Origin of the sequence: Halomonas ramblicola (assembly GCF_030409215.1) — a bacterium.
Taxonomy (GTDB): domain Bacteria; phylum Pseudomonadota; class Gammaproteobacteria; order Pseudomonadales; family Halomonadaceae; genus Halomonas; species Halomonas ramblicola.
Genome location: NZ_JAUFPL010000032.1, coordinates 612,507 through 631,610, shown reverse-complemented (window position 1 = coordinate 631,610; position 19,104 = coordinate 612,507). Strand labels below are relative to the sequence as shown.

16 protein-coding genes are annotated in these 19,104 nt (G+C 64.7%); 8 read left to right on the top strand and 8 right to left on the bottom strand.

All coding sequences use genetic code 11. The features are described from left to right. Positions 1-31 precede the first annotated feature (31 nt). From QWY80_RS16980 to QWY80_RS16945, 8 genes are all read right to left on the bottom strand, one after another. Entirely contained in the window at positions 32-1,312 is a 1,281-nt protein-coding gene (locus QWY80_RS16980; protein ID WP_290234113.1) for a TRAP transporter large permease, read from the bottom strand. Next, positions 1,312-1,896, bottom strand: a complete 585-nt coding sequence (locus QWY80_RS16975) for a TRAP transporter small permease (protein WP_290234111.1) — start codon at positions 1,894-1,896, stop codon at positions 1,312-1,314. Before QWY80_RS16975 ends, QWY80_RS16980 begins: the two co-directional genes overlap by 1 nt. Positions 1,897-1,977: 81 nt before the next feature. Next, positions 1,978-2,946, bottom strand: a complete 969-nt coding sequence (locus QWY80_RS16970) for a TRAP transporter substrate-binding protein (protein ID WP_290234109.1) — start codon at positions 2,944-2,946, stop codon at positions 1,978-1,980. Between the two features lie 59 nt (positions 2,947-3,005). Beyond that, a complete protein-coding gene (locus QWY80_RS16965; RefSeq protein WP_290234107.1) occupies positions 3,006-4,028 on the bottom strand; it encodes a Zn-dependent oxidoreductase in 1,023 nt (340 codons plus the stop codon). 11 nt (positions 4,029-4,039) lie between these two features. After that, complete coding sequence (manD, locus tag QWY80_RS16960; protein WP_290234103.1) at positions 4,040-5,251, bottom strand: D-mannonate dehydratase ManD; 1,212 nt, start codon at positions 5,249-5,251, stop codon at positions 4,040-4,042. Beyond that, the gene (locus tag QWY80_RS16955) at positions 5,248-5,991 is read right to left on the bottom strand and encodes a GntR family transcriptional regulator (RefSeq protein WP_290234099.1); all 744 of its coding nucleotides are present in this window, start codon (positions 5,989-5,991) and stop codon (positions 5,248-5,250) included. The genes manD and QWY80_RS16955 overlap by 4 nt, the downstream gene beginning before the upstream one ends. Before the next feature lie 278 nt (positions 5,992-6,269). Further along, positions 6,270-8,072 carry an IlvD/Edd family dehydratase gene (locus QWY80_RS16950; RefSeq protein WP_290234097.1) on the bottom strand — a complete coding sequence of 601 codons (1,803 nt, stop codon included), beginning with the start codon at positions 8,070-8,072 and terminating at the stop codon, positions 6,270-6,272. 15 nt (positions 8,073-8,087) lie between these two features. Then, the gene (locus tag QWY80_RS16945; RefSeq protein WP_290234094.1) at positions 8,088-9,833 is read right to left on the bottom strand and encodes an IlvD/Edd family dehydratase; all 1,746 of its coding nucleotides are present in this window, start codon (positions 9,831-9,833) and stop codon (positions 8,088-8,090) included. Between the two features lie 200 nt (positions 9,834-10,033). Between QWY80_RS16945 and QWY80_RS16940 the strand changes: the two genes are divergently transcribed. From QWY80_RS16940 to QWY80_RS16905, 8 genes are all read left to right on the top strand, one after another. Continuing rightward, the gene (locus tag QWY80_RS16940; RefSeq protein ID WP_290234091.1) at positions 10,034-11,053 is read left to right on the top strand and encodes a TRAP transporter substrate-binding protein; all 1,020 of its coding nucleotides are present in this window, start codon (positions 10,034-10,036) and stop codon (positions 11,051-11,053) included. 70 nt (positions 11,054-11,123) lie between these two features. After that, positions 11,124-11,729, top strand: a complete 606-nt coding sequence (locus tag QWY80_RS16935; protein WP_290234088.1) for a TRAP transporter small permease subunit — start codon at positions 11,124-11,126, stop codon at positions 11,727-11,729. Then, complete coding sequence (locus tag QWY80_RS16930) at positions 11,729-13,030, top strand: TRAP transporter large permease (protein ID WP_290234085.1); 1,302 nt, start codon at positions 11,729-11,731, stop codon at positions 13,028-13,030. The genes QWY80_RS16935 and QWY80_RS16930 overlap by 1 nt, the downstream gene beginning before the upstream one ends. A 32-nt stretch (positions 13,031-13,062) precedes the next feature. Next, positions 13,063-14,049: an AraD1 family protein gene (araD1, locus tag QWY80_RS16925; RefSeq protein WP_290234081.1), complete on the top strand. Its 987-nt coding sequence runs from the start codon at positions 13,063-13,065 to the stop codon at positions 14,047-14,049. Positions 14,050-14,065: 16 nt separating this feature from the next. Further along, positions 14,066-15,646, top strand: coding sequence for an aldehyde dehydrogenase (NADP(+)) (locus tag QWY80_RS16920; RefSeq protein ID WP_290234077.1), 1,581 nt, complete (start codon positions 14,066-14,068; stop codon positions 15,644-15,646). 386 nt (positions 15,647-16,032) lie between these two features. Continuing rightward, complete coding sequence (locus QWY80_RS16915; RefSeq protein WP_290234075.1) at positions 16,033-17,091, top strand: TRAP transporter substrate-binding protein; 1,059 nt, start codon at positions 16,033-16,035, stop codon at positions 17,089-17,091. 93 nt (positions 17,092-17,184) lie between these two features. Next, positions 17,185-18,480: a TRAP transporter large permease gene (locus tag QWY80_RS16910; RefSeq protein WP_290234071.1), complete on the top strand. Its 1,296-nt coding sequence runs from the start codon at positions 17,185-17,187 to the stop codon at positions 18,478-18,480. 11 nt (positions 18,481-18,491) lie between these two features. Beyond that, positions 18,492-19,019 carry a TRAP transporter small permease gene (locus QWY80_RS16905; protein WP_290234068.1) on the top strand — a complete coding sequence of 176 codons (528 nt, stop codon included), beginning with the start codon at positions 18,492-18,494 and terminating at the stop codon, positions 19,017-19,019. Positions 19,020-19,104: the final 85 nt, after the last annotated feature.

Here is a 19,104-nt window from a genome sequence, read left to right as displayed (position 1 = left end):
CCTTTCGTTACAGGATTCGATGGTGTGTCGCCTATTCGCCCAGCAGCAGGGTCGGCAACCACAGCGAGATCGCCGGCACATAGGACACCAGCAGCAGCACGGCGAGGTTGCAGATCAGGAAGGGCACGATGGCCCGCGCCACGGTCAGCATGGGCAGCTTGCCGATCCCCGCGACCACGAACAGGCAGACCCCCACCGGCGGGGTGGTCAGGCCGATCATCAGGTTGAGCACCGCCATGACGGCGAAGTGCACCGGATCCATGCCCACGCCGGTGGCCACCCCCAGCAGCGCCGGGAAGAGGATGATCAGCGCCGCGATGGTCTCCATGAAGGCGCCGACGAACAGCAGGATCAGGTTGAGGATCAGGATGACGACGAGCGGGTTCTCGCTGATGGTCAGGATCAGGGCGGCGATCATCTGGGGGATCTGCTCGCTGGTCAGGATCCAGCCGAAGAGGTTGGCCAGCCCCACCATCAGCAGCAGCGCCGCGGAGGTGAAGACGGTGTCGGTGAGGATCGCTGGCAGCTTGCGCCAGGAGAGCCCCTTGTAGACGTACATGCCCACCACCAGCGCATAGAGGCTGGCGACGATGGAGGCCTCGGTGGGCGTGAAGAAGCCGCCGATGATCCCGTAGAGGATGATCGCCGTCATCAGCAGCGCCCAGAAGGCGGTCCTGGCCTCGCGCAACAGCTGCAGGAAGGGCACCCGGGTCCCCTTGGGATAGCCGCGCCGCACGGCGAGGATGTACACCGTGACCATCATCGCCAGGCCCAGCAGCAGGCCCGGGACGGCACCGGCCAGGAACATGCGACCCACCGAGACCCCGGAGAGCGAGCCGGCGATGATCATCGGCACGCTGGGCGGAATGATCGGCCCCACGGTGGAGGAGGCGGCGGTGACGGCCGCGGCGAACGGCTTGTCGTAGCCGGACTTCGCCATGCCGGGGATCATCACCGAGCCGATGCTGGCCGAGTCGGCCACGGCGGTGCCGGAGATACCACCGAAGATCATCGAGCCCCCCACGTTGGCCAGGCCGAGTCCGCCACGGATATGGCCCAGCAGCGCATTGGAGAAGCGCACGATGTTCTCGGTGATATTGCCGACGTTCATCAGGTTGCCGGCCAGCACGAAACCGGGGATGCACAGCAGCACGAAGGTGTCGATGCCGGCGTACAGGCGCTGCGGCACGATGGTCAGGGAAATGCCTTCCAACAGCAGGTAGGCCAGCGAGGCGATGCCCAGGGCGAAGGCGATGGGCATGCCGATCAACAGCAGGACCAGGAAGGCGCTGAACAGGATGATCACTTCCATCACGGCTTCTCCGATGCGGTGCGCTCAGGCGAACGAAAGATGGCGACGAGCCCCTCCAGGAAGCCGATGGCGCCGTAGACCAGCAACAGCGCGAACATCACCACCGTGGAGAAGAAGATGTAGAGCATGGAGACCTCGAGGGTGGGTGAGGTCTGAAAGGCGCCGTTCTGGGCGTACTGCCAGGCATAGGGCAGCACCACCCCGGCGAAGCCGGCGATCAGCAGGCAGATCAGCGCCTGGTAGGCGGCCCGCGTGCGAGGCCCCAGGTGGTGGTGGAAGAGCTCCACGCTGACGTTGCGATGCTGGCGCAGCACCACCCCCGCCGCCAGGGCCACCATGTAGATGAACAGGTAGCGCGACAGCTCCTCGGTCCAGGCCAACGAGAACGGCAGGAAGAGGCGCGCCGAAATCTGCAGCAGCACCGTACCGGCGATGGCCAGCAACGCCAGGACGGCGAGGACGGTGAACAGGGTGTCGACCCAGCCGATCAGGCGCCCCAGGGCGCCCCGAAAGGTGGGCACGGACGAGAGGGAATCCAGCCGCTCGAGCACTTCCTGCTCGGCCGCCTTGTAGTCGGAGTCCATACGCATTCCTCGTGGTGCCGGCGGGCACCCTTGTGCAGGGGGACGGGCCCATGCCCGGCATGGGCCCGTCCGGATGCGATATCACAGGTCCTGGATGGCCTCGAACAGTTCGCGCTGCTCTTCATTGAGGGCCTCGAGCACCGCCGGGCGGGCCTTCTCGGCGAAGGCGTCGATATCCACCTCGACGAACTCCATGCCGCGCTCCTCGAGATCCTGACGCAGGCGCTCCTCGTCCTCGGCGAAGAGCTCGGCCTCATGGGCCTGCATGGTGTCGGCCGCCTCGAAGACCACCTCCTGCAGCTCCTCCGGCATGCTCTCGAGCTTGTCCTTGCCGATCACCACGTAGATCCAGCTGCGCACGTGGCCGGTGAGGTTCACGTAGTCCTGGACCTCATCGAAGCTGGCGCTCTCGATCAGGCTCAGCGGATTCTCCTGGGCCTCGATGGTGCTCTGCTGCAGGGAGGTGAAGACCTCGCTGAAGGCCATGGGCGTCGGACGCGCCCCCAGCGCCTCCCAGGTATCCACGAACAGCGGCACGTTGGGCACGCGCAGGCGGATGCCGTCGAGGTCGTCGGGTTGCTCGATCGGGCGGTTGGAGGTCAGGTGCCGCGGGCCGCGCTCGAACCAGGCCAGGGGCACCAGGTTGGCACGCTCGGTGATCTGCGCCTCGATCGCCTCGCCGATCTCGCCGTCGACCGCGGCACGCAGCTGCTCGGAGTCGCGGAAGGCATAGGGCACCGCCATCATGGCGGCCTTGGGCGCCCAGTTCTGCAGGCTCTCGCCGGTGATGGTCATGTCCGCGGTGCCCAGCTGGATGCTGTTGATCACGTCCATCTCGGCGCCGAGCTGCTCGTTGGGATAGAGCTGCACCTCGATCCGGCCGTCGGAGTTGGCTTCCACCTCCTCCTTGAACTTCACCGCGGCCTGGTGCCAGATGTTCTCCTCGTTGGCCAGGTGACCGAATTTCAGCGTGAAGTCCGCTGCCAGGGCCGCCTGGCCGCCGATCAGGGCCGCCCCGAGGACGGCGCCGGTGAAGAGCTGTTTCATCATGGTTGAACTCCTGCACGTTGCTGTTGTGCGTTGTGGTGGTGCCTGGGTTGGCGTACCCCTCAGGCGCCGATCTGGATCAGCACCTTGCGGGCCTGCTCGGGATGGTGATCGAGGATCTCGATGCCATCCGGCATCTCGTCGAACGGCAGCCGGTGACTGACCAGCGCCAGGGGATCGAGACGGCCGGCGGCCATCAGCTCGAGCACCTCCGGAAACTTGCGGTTGTTGAGGCGCGACCCCACCAGGGTCAGCTCCTTCTTGATCACCTCGAGTTGCACCAGGTCGCTGGGCGCGGGACTGAAGCCCAGCAGGCCGATGCGACCGGCCGGCGAGGCCAGGCGCAGCATCTGCGGCAGCAGCGCCGGCACGCAGGCGGCGTCGGCGATCAGCGGTACGCCCTCGCCCTCGGTCAGCTCGAGGACCGCCTGTTCGACGTCCCGGTCGCGGCCGTTGAGGACATGGCGCGCGCCGAGCTCCTGCGCCACCGCCAGGCGCTCGTCGATGACGTCGGTGACGATCACCTCCTCGATGCCCTTGGCCCGGGCCATCTGCAGGATGGTCAGGCCGATCACCCCGGCGCCGAACACCAGCAGGCGGTCGCCCGGGTGGGGTTGCATGCGATCGAGGACATTGGCGGCGATGGTGTAGGGCTCCACCAGGGCGGCGGCGTCCAGCCCCAGGTGCTCCGGCAGGTGATGCAGGTTGGCCGCCGGCACGGCGACGCGCTCCTCGAAGCCGCCGTCGCGGTGTACCCCGATCACCTCCAGGGCGGTACAGACGTTGGGCCGGCCGATGCGGCAAGGGTAGCAGTGGCCGCAGCTGATCACCGGATCGATGCAGACGCGATCGCCCACGGCAATGTCCTCGACGCCCTCGCCCACGGCCTCGACCACGCCGGCGAATTCATGGCCGGTGATGCGCGGGAATCGCACGAAGGCGTTGTCGCCGTGGATGATGTGCATGTCCGAGCCGCAGATGCCGGCGAAGGCGACACGTACCAGCGCCTCACCGGGAGCGGCGCGCGGCGCCTCGACCTCGGCCAGGCGGTAGTCGAGCGGCGCGTTGACTTGGAATGCCTTCATGAACTCTCTCCTCACCAGTGCCACAGGGTGCCGTCTTCCAGCCGGTTGACCGGCAGGCTGGCACGCTTGTAGGGATACTGCTTCGCCAGCTCCTCATCGATGTCGACGCCGTGTCCCGGCGCCTCGCCGACGAGGAAGTGGCCGTCCTCGAAGCGGTAGTCGTGGGGGAAGACCGCGTCGGTCTCCCCGGTATGGGGCATATGCTCCTGGATGCCGAAGTTGGGCACCCAGGTGTCGAAGTGGATGGCCGCCCCCAGGCACACCGGCGACAGGTCGGTGGGACCGTGGAAGCCGGTGCGCACGTGATAGAGACCGGCCAGGTCGGCGAGGCGCCGCAGGTGGGTGATGCCGCCACCGTGGGAGAGCGGCGTACGGATGTAGTCGATCCACTGGTTCTCGAGCAGCTCCCGGTAGTCGTGGATCGAGTTGAACACCTCGCCCACCGCCAGCGGCGTGGTGGTGTGCTGGCGAATCAGCCGGAAGCCCTCCTGGTTCTCGGCCGGCACGCAATCCTCCAGCCAGAACAGGTGGTAGGGCTCGACCGCCTTGCCCAGGCGCGCCGCCTCGATGGGCGTCAGCCGGTGATGGACGTCATGCAGCACGTGCAGGTCGTCACCGAAGCGCTCGCGCACCGCGGCGAACAGCTTGGGCACGTGATTGAGGTACTTCTCGGTGCTCCAGACGTGCTCGGCGGGCAGCTCGGAGTCCGCCGGTTCATAGCGTTCCCCCTCGCGCTTGGCGACCCCATAGATGGTGGGGATGCCGGGCACGCCGGCCTGCACCCGCACGGCGCGATAGCCGAGCTTGACGTGTGTCTCGACCTCCTCGAGACAGGCGTCGATGTCCTTGCCGGTGCAGTGGGCATAGGTCATCACCCGCTCGCGGCTCTTGCCGCCCAGCAGTTGGTAGAGCGGCATGCCGGCCAGCTTGGCCTTGATGTCCCACAGCGCCAGGTCCACCGCGGCGATGGCACTCATGGTTACCGGGCCGCGGCGCCAGTAGGCGCCCCGGTAGAGGTAGTGCCAGATGTCCTCGATGCGCTGCGGATCGCGGCCGATCAGCGCCGGGATCACGTGCTCCTCGAGATAGGCCACCACGGCCATCTCGCGGCCGTTGAGGGTGGCGTCACCGATGCCGTAGACGCCCTCGTCGGTGACGATCTTGAGGGTCACGAAGTTGCGCCCCGGGGAGGTGACGATGGTATAGGCGCGTTCGATCTTCATAGGCTCGCCTCCTCGACGAGTGACTGGGTCTGGGTCTGCTGGGTTTCGAACATCTCGGGGAAGCGGCGCACCAGGTCGGGCAGGGAAGCGAGGATCTCGCGCAGGTGCTGGCGCATGGCCTCATCGGCCGCCTGCGCGTCGCGATGCTCGATGGCCGTGACGATGGCGGCGTGTTGGTCGATGAGCCGGGCGATGGGGGTGGTATCGGGTACGCTGAGGTAGCGCACCCGGTCGAGCTGCGCCCGTACCTCCTCGACCACCTTCCAGGCGGCCTGCTGTTCCACCCCCAGCGACAGGGTGCGATGGAAGATCTCATCGAGGTGGTAGAAGCGGTCATGGTCGTGAGGCTCGATGCAGCGCCGCTGGCGCTCCAGCAGGTCGTGAAGCTCTGTCAGGGTGGCCGCCGACACGCCCTGGCTGGCCGCCCGCCGCACCACCGCCACCTCGATGGCCTCGCGCACGAAGCGCGCCTCGAGCACCGCCCGCTGCGAGATCTTCACCACATAGGTGCCGCGCTGGGGGCGCACCTCCACCAGGCCGGCCTCGGAGAGCCGGATGAAGGCCTCGCGCACCGGCTGTCGGCTCACCGAGACGGTCTCGGCGATCTCCTTCTCCGACAACGCCTGCCCCGGCACCAGCACCATGCGGATGATCGACTGACGCAACACCTGATAGAGCCGCTGACGAACCGAGTCGCCGCCGCGCGTCTCCTGCCATAGCGCCTGCAAGGTCGTGTTCATGATGCTCGCCCCGATTCGATGGACAGGGAGGCCGGGCCTCCATGACTGATATGACTAGTATGGTAGTATGGCAACAACAAACATTCGCCTAGACTTTGGTAGAAGGATAGACGAGGGATTCCCCGGGTGGCCGGGGAATCGAACGGCTGGGGAGGGACGGCGGGTTCGAGGGGATTATCGCCTGCCCGGGGCGGGCAGGCTGCACCCGACGGCGATCGTCAGGCAGGAGGCGTCGCTGGCGGGAGCCTCGTCGAGGGACGGGAGGGAGGCGTGGTGCCTCAGTGATTGTCCCGCGGCGGGCTCTTGCGTGCCACGTCGCGATACCGGGTCGCGCCCTCCAGGGTCATGCCGCGATCCAGCGGCTCGACCAGCGAGCGCTGGATCTCCTGCCAGGGCGTCTGGTGGCCCGGGTAGCGATAGCCGCCGCTCGCCTCCAGCCTCCGGCGGCGGGCCTCGAGCTCGGCGTCGTCGATCAGCAGCCGCACCTCGCACCGCCCGAGGTCCACGCGCAGCCGGTCGCCGCTCTCGAGCAGCGCCAGCGGCCCGCCGGTGGCCGCCTCCGGCGCGGCGTTGAGGATCGACGGCGAGCCCGAGGTGCCCGACTGGCGGCCATCGCCCAGGCACGGCAGGGATTCGATACCGGCACGAATCAGCGCCTCGGGCGGCTGCATATTGACCACCTCGGCGCCGCCGGGGTGGCCCACCGGGCCGGCGCCGCGCATCACCAGGATGGTGCGCTCGTCGATGGCAAGCTGAGGGTCGTCGATGCGCGCATGGTAGTCCTCGGCGCCGTCGAACACCGCCACCCTGCCCTCGAAGGCGTCGGGGTCGTCCGGATCCTCGAGGAAGCGCGCGCGAAAGTCGGCGGAGATCACGCTGGTCTTCATCAGCGCCGAGTCGAAGAGGTTGCCCTTGAGGTTGAGGAAGCCGGCGTGCTCCACCAGCGGGTTGACGTAGCGGCGGATCACCTCGGCGTCCCGGGTCTCGCGATCGACCAGGTTGTCGGCCAACATCTTGCCGTTGACGGTCGGCGCCGCGCCGTGGAGCTTCCCCGCCCCGAGTAGCTCGTGCATCACCGCCGGCACGCCACCGGCGCGATGGAACTCCTCGCCGAGGTAGGCGCCGGCGGGCATCACGTTGGCCAGCAGCGGGACCTCGTGGCCCAGGCGCTGCCAGTCGTCGTTGTCGAGCTCGACGCCGGCGTGGCGGGCGATGGCGTTGACATGGATGGGCGCGTTGGAGGAGCCGCCCAGCGCCGAGCAGGTGACGATGGCGTTCTCGAAGGCCTCTCGGGTGAGGATGTCGCCGGGCCGCAGGTCCTCCCAGACCATCTCGACGACCCGTTCGCCGGTCTGGTAGGCGACCAGGCCACGCTCCTTGTAGGGGCCGGGGATCATCGCCGAGCCGGGCAGGCTCATGCCCAGTGCCTCGGCCATGGAGTTCATGGTCGAGGCGGTGCCCATGGTGTTGCAGTGGCCCACCGAGGGGGCGGATTCGGTGATCCGCGACAGAAACTCGGCGTAGTCGATGTCGCCGGCGGCGAGCCGCTTGCGCATCTCCCAGACGATGGTCCCGGAACCCACCCGCTCGGCGCCGTGCCAGCCGTTGAGCATGGGCCCGCCGGAGAACACGATGGCCGGGATGTTCACGGTGGCCGCGGCCATCAACGCCGCCGGGGTGGTCTTGTCGCAGCCGGTGGTCAGCACCACGCCGTCCAGCGGATAGCCGTGCAGCACCTCCACCAGGCCCAGGTAGGCGAGGTTGCGATCGAGCGCCGCGGTGGGCCGGCGCACGTTCTCGTGGATGGGGTGCATGGGGAACTCGAAGGGCACCCCGCCGGCGGCGCGGATGCCGTCCTTGACCCGCTTGGCGAGTTCCACATGGTGGCGGTTGCAGGGCGTGAGATCGGATCCCGACTGGCAGATGCCGATGATCGGCTTGCCGCTGGTGAGCTCCTCCAGGGTGATGCCCTGGTTCATGTAGCGCTCGATGCACAGCGCCGTGGTGCCGGGGTGGTCGGGGTTGTCGAACCAGTCGCGCGAGCGCAGCTGGTCGGGCGTGATGCGCGGTCGTGGGGTCATGGTGAACCTCCGCTCTCAGTGTGAATGGCGCGGCACCTCGGCACCCCGGCAGCCCACCAGGAAGTCGAAGTCGCAGCCCTGGTCCGCCTGCAGCACGTGCTCGATGTACAGCTGCCGATAGCCGCCGTCGCTGGCGATCCGCCGCGACCGCTCGGTGGGGTCGTGTTCCGCCAGCCGCGCGGCGAGCTCGGCGTCGTCGACCTCCAGCTGCAACCGCCCGGCGTCGCAGTCGAGCGCGATCCAGTCGCCGTCGCGCACCGCCGCCAGCGGGCCGCCGGCGGCGGCCTCCGGCGCCACGTGCAGCACCACGGTGCCGTAGGCGGTGCCGCTCATCCGCGCGTCGGAAATGCGCACCATGTCGCTGACACCCTGCGCGAGCAGCTTGGCCGGCAGCCCCATGTTGCCCACTTCGGCCATGCCGTGGTAGCCCCGCGGCCCGCAGTGCTTCATCACCAGGATGCTGTCGGCGTCGACCTCCAGGTCGGGGTCGTCGATGCGCGCCTTGTAGTCGTCGAAGTCCTCGAACACCACCGCCCGGCCGCGGTGTGTCATCAACTCGGGGCTCGCCGCCGAGGGCTTGAGTACCGCCCCCTGGGGCGCCAGGTTGCCGCGCAGCACGCACATGCCGCCATCCTCGCGCAGGGGATTGTCCAGCGGGCGGATCACCTCGTCATTGTAGAGCGGCGCGTCCTTGACGTTGTCCCACAGGGTCCGGCCGTTGACCGTCAGGGCGTCCCGGTGGGGCAGGCGGTCGGCCTCGCCGAGGCGCCTGAGCACCGCCGGCAGGCCGCCGGCGTAGTAGAACTCCTCCATCAGGAAGCGCCCCGAGGGCTGCAGGTCGACGAGGGTCGGCGTGCCACGGCCGATGCGCGTCCAGTCGTCCAGCGCCAGGTCGACGCCGATGCGCCCGGCGATGGCCTTCAAGTGGATCACCGCGTTGGTCGAGCCGCCGATGGCGGCGTTGGTGCGGATGGCGTTCTCGAAGGCCTCGCGGGTCAGCACCTGCGAGAGGCGCAGGTCCTCGTCGACCATCTCGACGATGCGATTGCCGGACAGGTGCGCCAGCACGTAGCGCCGCGAGTCCACCGCCGGAATCGCCGCATTATGCGGTAATGAAACGCCCAGCGACTCGGCCATGCAGGCCATGGTCGAGGCGGTGCCCATGGTGTTGCAGGTGCCCGCCGAGCGCGACATCCCGGCCTCAGCGGCCATGAAGTCGTGCATCGAGATCTTGCCCGCCTTGACCTGCTCGGAGAGCTGCCAGACCACGGTACCCGAGCCGATGTCCTTGCCCTCGTGCTTGCCGTTGAGCATCGGCCCACCGGTCACCACGATCGTCGGAATATCACAGCTCGCGGCCCCCATCAGCAGCGCCGGGGTGGTCTTGTCGCAGCCCACCAGCAGCACCACCGCATCCATGGGATTGCCACGGATCGCCTCCTCGACATCCATGCTCGCCAGGTTGCGGGTGAACATCGCCGTGGGGCGCAGGTTGGACTCGCCGTTGGAGAACACCGGGAACTCCACCGGGTAGCCGCCGGCCTCGAGGATGCCCTTCTTGACGTGCTCGGCGATCTTGCGGAAATGCGCGTTGCACGGCGTCAGCTCCGACCAGGTGTTGCAGATGCCGATGATCGGCTTGCCCTGGAACTCGTGGTCGGGGATGCCTTGGTTCTTCATCCAGCTGCGGTACATGAAGCCGTTCTTGTCGGCGCGGCCGAACCATTCGGCGCTGCGCAGGGGGCGCTTGCGGTCGCTCATTCTCTCTTGCTCCTTGCCTGGGGCGCAGCCGGACACACCTGCACCCGCATGGTCGATGGCGACGAAGGTAACCCTTGACGCCCTCGAAGTCGACACATACGAAAGTATATGTTGAACAAATATGGCAAATGTTCAACATTGTGCCCGTCACCTCGTGGCACAGGCCACCCCACAATCAACAGACCCCGACGGAGAGTCCCATGCTCAAGCGCACCTCCTGCCTCCTGCTCACCGGCTCCGCCCTGCTGCTGGGGCTGTCGACCGCCCAAGCCGCCGAGTACGAGTGGAAGTTCCAGGCCTCGGAGACATCCGGTGAACCCAGCTTCCAGATCAAGCAGGAGTGGGCCGACAAGATCACCACCATGACCGGCGGCCGGGTCGAAATCGAAGTCATGCCCATCAACAGCGTGGTGGGGCCGACCGAGACCCTGACCGCCGTCAGTTCCGGCATCCTGCAGGGCCATATGACCGACCCCAGCTACTTCTCGGGCCAGGACCCGGCCTTCGGCATGCTGGGTAACCTCGTCGGCGCCTGGCAAAACCCCTACGACTTCCTGGAGTTCATGAAGCACGCCGAGGGCGAGGCCCTCTACAACGAGTTGGTCAACCCCTACGGCGTGCAGCTGATCGGTGCCGCGACCTTCCCGCTGGAATCCGTGCCCTCAACGGTGCCCATCGAGACCCTCGAGGATTTCGAAGGGCTGAAGATCCGGGCCCCCCAGGGCATGGTCTACAACATCTTCGAGCGCATCGGCGCCACGCCGGTCAACCTGCCCGGCTCCGAGGTGTACACCGGCCTGGAGAAGGGCGTGATCGACGCCGCCGACTCCACGGTGCTCTCCAACAACGACGCCATGGGTCTGCACGCCTTCGCCCCCTACCCGCTTTACCCGGGCTTCCACTCCATGCCGATGATCGCCGTGTCGATCAACAAGGAGATCTGGGATGGGCTCCCCGAGGAGCTGCAGATCACCCTCAAGACGGCCTTCGACGGCATGGCCTACGACCTGATCGCGCGCCTCAAGCAGCAGGACATCGAGACCCTGCAGAAGCTCCAGGATGACCCCGAGGTGCACCCCTTCGACCTGCCGGCCGAGGAGCGCAAGAAGTTCCGCGCCGCCGCCGAGGAGGAGTGGCAGGAATGGGCCGATGAGAACGCGATGACCCAGAAGATCTACGACTCGGCCACTGCCTTCCTGCGTTCGCGCAACCTGCTCTGAACCGGCGTCTTCACCCCCAACCGACCCATCGCCCGAGGCCCCCCTCGGGCGATGGGCGCAGAGACGAGCCATGTCGCAAAAAACGTCTGACACTCAAGACCTCGCTCCGGATACCCAGGACCTTTCCGACATCCTCGAGAAGGTGGAAGAGGTCTCCCCCGAGCGTAACGCCCTCGACCGCGTGATCGCCCGCGGCGGCCGCGGCGCCGCCTGGCTGGTGCTGCTGGCCATGGGGATCAGTGTGGTCGAGGTTTTCATGCGCTACGCCTTCAACAATCCCACCTCCTGGGTTCACGAGACGGTGGTGTTCCTGATCGCGGTCATCTTCGCTCTGGGCGGGCCGGCGGCGATGGCCCGCAACAGCCATATCCGCGTCAAGGTGCTCTACGACAGCGTCGGCCCCCGCTTCAGGGGCTGGATGGACCGTTTCAACGACCTCGTGACCCTGGGTTTCTGCGTGTCCATGAGCTATGCCGCCTTCCACATGTTCTGGGGCGCCTCGCACAACCCCCTCGGCGAGTGGCAGCTGGAGCGTTCCGGGACCTCCTGGAACCCGCCGTTCCCGGCGTTTGTCAAGGGCATGATCCTGTTCGCCCTGGCGCTGATGACCCTGCAGGCGTTGCTGCACCTGATCCAGTCGCTGCGTGCTCGCCCTGCCGCCGAGGAGACACGCTGATGGATATCGGAACCGCAACGCTGCTCATGGTCGGCGCCATCTTCGCGCTGCTGGTCACCGGGCTGCCGCTGGCCTTCATCACCGGCCTGGTGGCCATGGCCTTCACCTTCGGCTGGTTCGGCGAGACGGCCCTGCCGCTGGTCACCAGTCGGATCTACGGCTTCATCACCGAGTACTCGCTGGTGGCCGTGCCCATGTTCGTGCTGATGGCCTCGCTGCTCGACCGCTCGGGGATCGCCAAGGACCTGTTCAACGCCATGCGCGTCTTCGCCGGCCGCCTGCCCGGTGGCGTGGCGGTGCAAACCATCGTAGTGGCGTTCTTTCTCGCCGCGCTGTCGGGCATCATCGGCGGCGAGATCGTGTTGCTGGGCATCCTGGCCCTCCCCCAGATGCTGCGCCTGGGCTACGACAAGCGGCTCTCCATCGGCGTGGTGTGTGCCGGCGGCGCCCTGGGCACCATGATGCCGCCGTCGATCGTGCTGATCATCTACGGCCTGATCGCCAGCGTGTCGATCGCCGAACTCTTCACCGCGGCCGTCACCCCGGCGGTGATCCTGATGGGCTCCTACATCGCCTACGTGCTGGTGCGCTGCCTGAAGAATCCCGCGCTTGGTCCACCCCTGGATGAATCCACCCAGGACAACCCCTTCGCCGGCAAGCTCGATGCCGTCAAGGCCATCCTGCTGCCGGGCATGATCGCCTTCCTGGTGCTGGGGACCATCTACGGGGGGATCGCCTCGGTCACCGAGGCGGCGGCCATGGGCGTGTTCGGGGTACTGCTCGCCATCGCCGTCCGAGGCGAGTTCACCCTCGGCATGCTGCACCACAGCCTGGGCCAGACCCTCAACACCTGCGGCATGATCATCTGGATCGGCATCGGCGCCGCGGCCCTGGTCGGGGTCTACAATCTGATGGGTGGCAACCGCTTCGTGTCGGGCATGATTCTGGGCCTCGAGGTCGCGCCCATCGTGATCATCCTGGTGATGATGGCGATCATGCTGGTGCTGGGGCTCTTCCTCGACTGGATCGGCATCGCCATGCTGGCCCTGCCGATCTTCCTGCCCATCGTCACCCAACTGGGCTACGACCCCATCTGGTTCGGCATCCTCTTCGCCGTGAACATGCAGGTCTCCTTCCTGTCGCCGCCCTTCGGCCCTGCCGCCTTCTACCTGAAGAGCGTGGCGCCACCGGATATCAGCCTCAAGGACATCTACTTGTCGGTGCTGCCTTTCATGGCCATCCAACTGTGCGTCCTTGCCGCACTGCTGATGTGGCCACAACTGGCGATCTGGCCGCTGTGATGCAGGCACCCCCTACTCGGAGGACACTCCCCATGCGCTTGATTCAATGTGAACATCAGGGCCAGGCTCACGCCGCCCTGGTCGAGAGCGCCGAGCGGGTCCGACTGCTCGACGCCGACACCTACACCCTGGCCCGGCGCGCCATCGCCGCCGGCCGCCCGCTCGCCGAAGTGGTGGAAGCGGCATTGACCGAGATCCGCCTCGACTACCAGCAACTGGTCGACGAACGACAGTTGCTGCCGCCGCTGACCCATCCCGACCCGGCTCACTGTCTGGTGACCGGCACCGGCCTGACCCACCTGGGCAGCGCCGATACCCGCTCGGCGATGCACGCCAAGACCCAGGTCGATGAGGCCGAGTTGACCGATTCCATGCGCATGTTCCAGCTGGGCGTGGAAGGCGGCAAGCCGGCCCCCGGTCAGGTGGGCGCCCAGCCGGAGTGGTTCTACAAGGGCGACGGCGACTGCGTGGTGGCCCCCGAGGCGGCGCTGCCTTCGCCGGCCTTCGCCGAGGACGCCGGCGAGGAGCCGGAGCTCGCCGGGCTCTACGTGATCGGCGACGACGGCCAGCCCTGGCGGGTCGGCTACGCCATCGGCAACGAGTTCTCCGACCACGTCACCGAGCGCTTCAACTACCTGTGGCTGGCCCACTCCAAGCTGCGCGCCTGCAGCTTCGGCCCGGAGCTCTTGATCGGCGAGTTGCCCGACCACCTGGAGGGCACCAGCCGCATCGTGCGCGACGGCGAGACGCTGTGGGAGAAGCCCTTCCTCACCGGCGAGGCCAACATGGCGCATAGCCTGGCCAACCTGGAGCACCACCACTTCAAGTACGAAGGCTTCCGGCGTCCCGGCGACGTCCACGTGCACTTCTTCGGCACCGCAACCCTGAGCTTCGCCGACGGCGTCCAGCCCCGCGACGGCGACCGCTTCGAGATCGCCCTGGCCGAGTTCGGCCGGCCGCTGCGCAACCCGCTGGGTGTGGAACCGGACGCCCTCCCCGTCGACATCCATGCACTCTGATAATCAGGAGTTCCCCATGACATTGGAAGGCAAGCTACTCATCGGCCAAGAGGCCGTCAGCGGCAACTCCACTGCCATCAACGCCGTCGACCCGTCCACCGGCAAGACGCTGGACCCCACCTATGCCGGCGGCAGCAAGGCGAACGTCGAGCGCGCCTGCGAACTGGCCGAGGCGGCGTTTTCCACCTACCGCGAGACCTCACTGGAAGCGCGCGCCGCCTTCATCGAGGCCATCGCCAGCGAGATCGAGGCGATCGGCGACGACCTGATCGAGCGCGCCATGGCCGAGACCGGCCTGCCCCGGGCCCGCCTGGAAGGCGAGCGCGGCCGCACCTGCGGCCAGCTGCGGCTGTTCGCCTCGGTGGTGCGCGCCGGCGAATGGCTCGACGTGCGCCTCGACCCCGCCCTGCCCGATCGGCAACCCATGCCGCGGGTCGACCTGCGCCAGCGCCACGTGGCCCTGGGGCCCGTCGCGGTATTCGGTCCCAGCAACTTCCCGCTGGCCTTTTCCGTGGCGGGCGGCGATACCGCCTCGGCGCTGGCCGCCGGCTGCCCGGTGGTGGTCAAGGCGCACTCCGCCCACCCCGGCACATCGGAACTGGTCGGTCGTGCCGTGCAGGCCGCGGTGGCCAAGTGCCAACTGCCCGAGGGTGTCTTTTCCCTGCTGTTTGGCTCAGGCCGCGAGGTCGGCGCCGCGTTGGTCGCCGACCCGCGCATCCAAGCGGTGGGCTTCACCGGCTCGCGCAGCGGGGGCACCGCGCTGATCGAGATCGCCCAGAACCGCGCCCAGCCGATCCCCGTCTATGCCGAGATGAGCAGCATCAACCCGGTGTTCCTGCTGCCCGAAGCGCTCCAGGCACGCGGCAAGGCCATCGCCGAAGGCTTCGTCGGCTCGCTCACCATGGGGGCCGGCCAGTTCTGCACCAACCCAGGGCTGATCATCGGGGTGAAGGGCGAGGCCCTGGACGCCTTCCTCAAGGCCACCGGCGAGGCCCTCAAGGCCAGCGCCGCCCAGACCATGCTCACCCCCACCACCCATCGTGCCTATCAGGAAGGCGTGGAACGGCTGTCGAATCACGCCAAGGTACGGGAAGTCGCCCGCGGACAGGCCGGCGATGGCCCGCACGATTGCCAAGCGGCCCTCTTTGCCACCTCGGCAGCCGACTTCATCGCCGACGCGAGCCTGCAGCACGAAGAAGTGTTCGGCGCCTGCTCCCTGGTCGTCGAGTGCACCACCCTGGAGGATCTTCGACGCATCGCCGAACGACTCGAAGGTCAGCTCACCGCCACCCTGCAGCTGGACGACGGCGACGTCGAGGCGGCCCGTACCCTGCTGCCGGTGCTCGAGCGCAAGGCCGGGCGGGTGTTGGCCAACGGCTGGCCCACCGGCGTCGAGGTCTGCCACGCCATGGTCCATGGCGGGCCCTTCCCGGCCACCTCGGACGCGCGCAGCACCTCGGTGGGCAGCGCCGCCATCCAGCGCTTCCTGCGCCCGGTGTGCTACCAGAACCTGCCCGCGGGCCTGCTGCCCGAGGCACTCCAGGACGGCAACCCGCTGAACCTCAGCCGCCTCTATGGTGGTAAACGCGAAGGATGACCCGATGATACCAGCGGTAACGGGCCCCTTAGCGCCCGTTACCGCTGAGGCGCACAACACATCGTCAACTCAGGACTAGCACACAGCGTCATAGCCGAAGAATCAATCGATTTGGTTTCTGCGATGCAGCTTTCATAAACATTGATCCTCCTCAGCATCCGGCAATACAGCGGCGCTTCCTAATTTTCGGTAATTAAATCAGAGTCTTAAAAAAAAGCCGCATACGAAAGTATATGTTGAACAATACAGGCATATGTTCTACATTTCTATTGGGATAGGCTGAAGGGCCACGCTTGGAGGAAATTCGAGCCGAACAAGACGCATGACCTATTCCAACATCTTTATGCAGACTGCATTTCGCGGTTACAACAACAGGAGAGGGCTCCATGAAGAAAATCTTACTAAAAAGCATTGTTGGTGGCACATGCATCCTTGGAATCACAGCGGCAAGTACAGGAACAGTGCTCGCACAGTCATATTCCGCCACGTTTGCCTACTTTGATTCAAACGTAGACTTTCAACTTCCCGCCGCCGAAGCCTTCAAGAATTACATAGAAGTAGCCACCGATGGTGATATGGAGATCAATATCACTACCGTTGGCGGACTAGGAGGGGACGAACGTGAAGTCTTGGACCAGTTGCGACTGGGTGAGCTTCAGTTCATGACACCCAACGCCGGGGGCCTCGCCGGGGCATTCCCGGCGGCCCAGGTGTGGAACCTTCCCTTCCTCTTCGCCGGTCGCCATATCGCCTGGAAGGTATTCCAGGACCGCGAGTATATCTCTCTGGTAAACGATCAAATCCAGGCCGATACCAACGGGCAATTGCGCTTCCTTGGCGCGGCTGAAAACTCTGTCCGCCATCTCTATACTACCCGCGGCCCTATCCGTGAGCCGTCCGACCTTGATTCCGAAGGCATCAAGATTCGCACCATGCAAGCTCCGATGCATCAGGCTGTCTGGACTGAGCTCGGCGCCCCCTCGGTCGTTGCCCTACCAGCGGCGGAGCGCTATACCGGCCTTCAGACGGGGCTCATCGATGCAACCGAAGGGGGGCTAAACTCGGCCTGGAATGCCGGGCTGCTCGAAGTTGCCGATTATGTGTCGCTGACCGCACACATGTATGACGTTACCAGTTATATTGTAAGTAACAGCTTCTTCGAAAGTCTGCCTGAACAATATCAGAGGATTGTGGAAGAAGCTTCCTCGCTTGCCATCGATGTACAGAATTCTCATGCACTCATTGAGGACAACAAAGCATTGACACGCATTATCGAAGCTGGAAAAACAGTCGTAGAACCAAACGCCGAAGAGCGTGCTGCATGGCGCGAACTGGCTGAACCCGTGGGCCGTGAATTCGTCGGTGAAGTTGCCGACCCTGACTTCATGCAGGCAACTCTCGATACCGTATCCCGAGTGGAAAACTCCTTCTACACTCAGCAATAAGCCAACCCCACACCATTATGACTGAAAAGCCCCTGGTAAGCTCTATGCAAGCCAGGGGCGCTTATTACAACAGCGTAACCTGGAGATTTCACCGTGGTCATTGTGCTGTTACTGGGGATTCTTTTTTTCCTTATCTTTTTAGGCGCTCCCGTATTTTTGGCGATGATCTTTGCCAGTCTTGTGCACTGGGTCGATGTCGGGCGCGACTCCGCTCTGATCGTCCTAGTTCAGCGCTTCTACGGCGGCATGACATCCTTCACCTTGCTGGCAATACCGATGTTTCTTCTGGCCGGCAACATCATGACCAAGGGGGGCTTGACCGACCGCCTGATCGGACTTGCCCGGGCAATGGTCGGCCATTTCAAGGGAGGACTTGCCCAGATCAACATTCTTTCCAGTGTCTTCTTCGGAGGTATTTCCGGGTCTGCCTACGCCGACATTGCAGCAATGGGCACAGTCTTTATTCCATCGATGAAGAAGGAGGGATACCCGGAAGGCTTGGCAGGAGCGATTACCGCCGTGTCAGGAACAATGGCGCCGATGATTCCGCCTAGCATAGTGCTGATTGTCTATGGATCGACATTCGGCGTTTCTATTGGCGCTCTTTTCGCTGCCGGACTCAGCGTGGCGGTATTGATCGCCATTTGCTACATGACCATGACATACTTTCTCATCCGAAAGCTTGGGGTACCCTCTTATCAGAAGGCGTCTTTCAGAACGATAATGGTGGCATTGAAACATGCGTCAGGCCCGCTCGTACTCCCCATCGTAGTGGTTGGCGGCATCTTTGGTGGATTTTTCTCTCCTACTGAAGCAGGGGCAGTAGCAGCGGCGTATGCCATGTTTATTACAGTGGTCATCTATCGAAGCATCAAGGTACGAGATTTGCCAAAGATATTCCTGGAAACGGCACTCACCAGTGGAGCGGTGATGATGCTGATCGGCGCGGCCTTCGCACTCTCCTATGTCATGGCAGCCCGTCATGTTCCGGTAGAGATCACATCGGTCCTGTTGAACCTGACGTCTGACCCGTTCCTTATCTCGATCCTTATACTCGCCATGCTCTTCATCGTCGGCCTGTTCATCGACCGTACAACTGCGGTTCTCCTGTTCGGCGCCATCGTCATACCGATATTCACCACGCAAGCGGGATTCAGTTCCATCCATACGGCGATGATCATCGTCATGGCACTCGGGATCGGACACTTGACGCCGCCCGTGGGGGGCACCTTGCTGATGACAGCGCTGGTTGGAAAAATGTCGGTGACATCGATCGTACGCTATATCTGGCCATTCATTCTCCTCGAAATTGCGATCACGACATCAGTTATCCTGTTTCCTGCCATCAGTGAAACCTTACCTAGATGGCTTGGCCTAGGCGGACTTTAAGGGAGAGCTTCATGATACTTTTTAGTGTCTTTAAAACCGTCGCTGCAAGATTCGATACGTTTTGTGGATATGTGGACCGAGCATCACGGTACACCCTGATTTTCTTGTCAAGCCTTATCTTCATTCTGCTGATGCTACAGGTGGTGATGCGGTATCTGATTCGCTCACCACTCGCCTGGGTAGAAGAGCTCACGAGTTACGCCCTCGCATATCTAGTGCTATTTGCTTGCAGCTCTTATATACGTTCATGGCAACACATTCGCGTAGATACTTTTGCCAACGCGTTTCCAAAAAGCCTTCAAACTATCACTTTTGCCGCCATCAACATCCTGGTGATCTACTTTGCCTACCTCATCATTTTTTCCGGTTATCGTTTAGCACTGTTGGGCGCCGGCGACCTCACTCCCAGCGGGGCCTTCACCCTTTACTGGCCAAGAATGGCATTGGTGATAGGTGGCGCACTAATCATGTTGCAGGCATTCAACAATCTTTTGCGCGCTATTTCCGGAAAGGTGGAAACATTACTGGCGTCAAAGTAACAGGTCGGCTTGCCAACATGGCGAATTGTGAACTGACGAACAAGAGGGGTCATCGTGAAAAAAACTGAAATTCTTGTACCCGTAC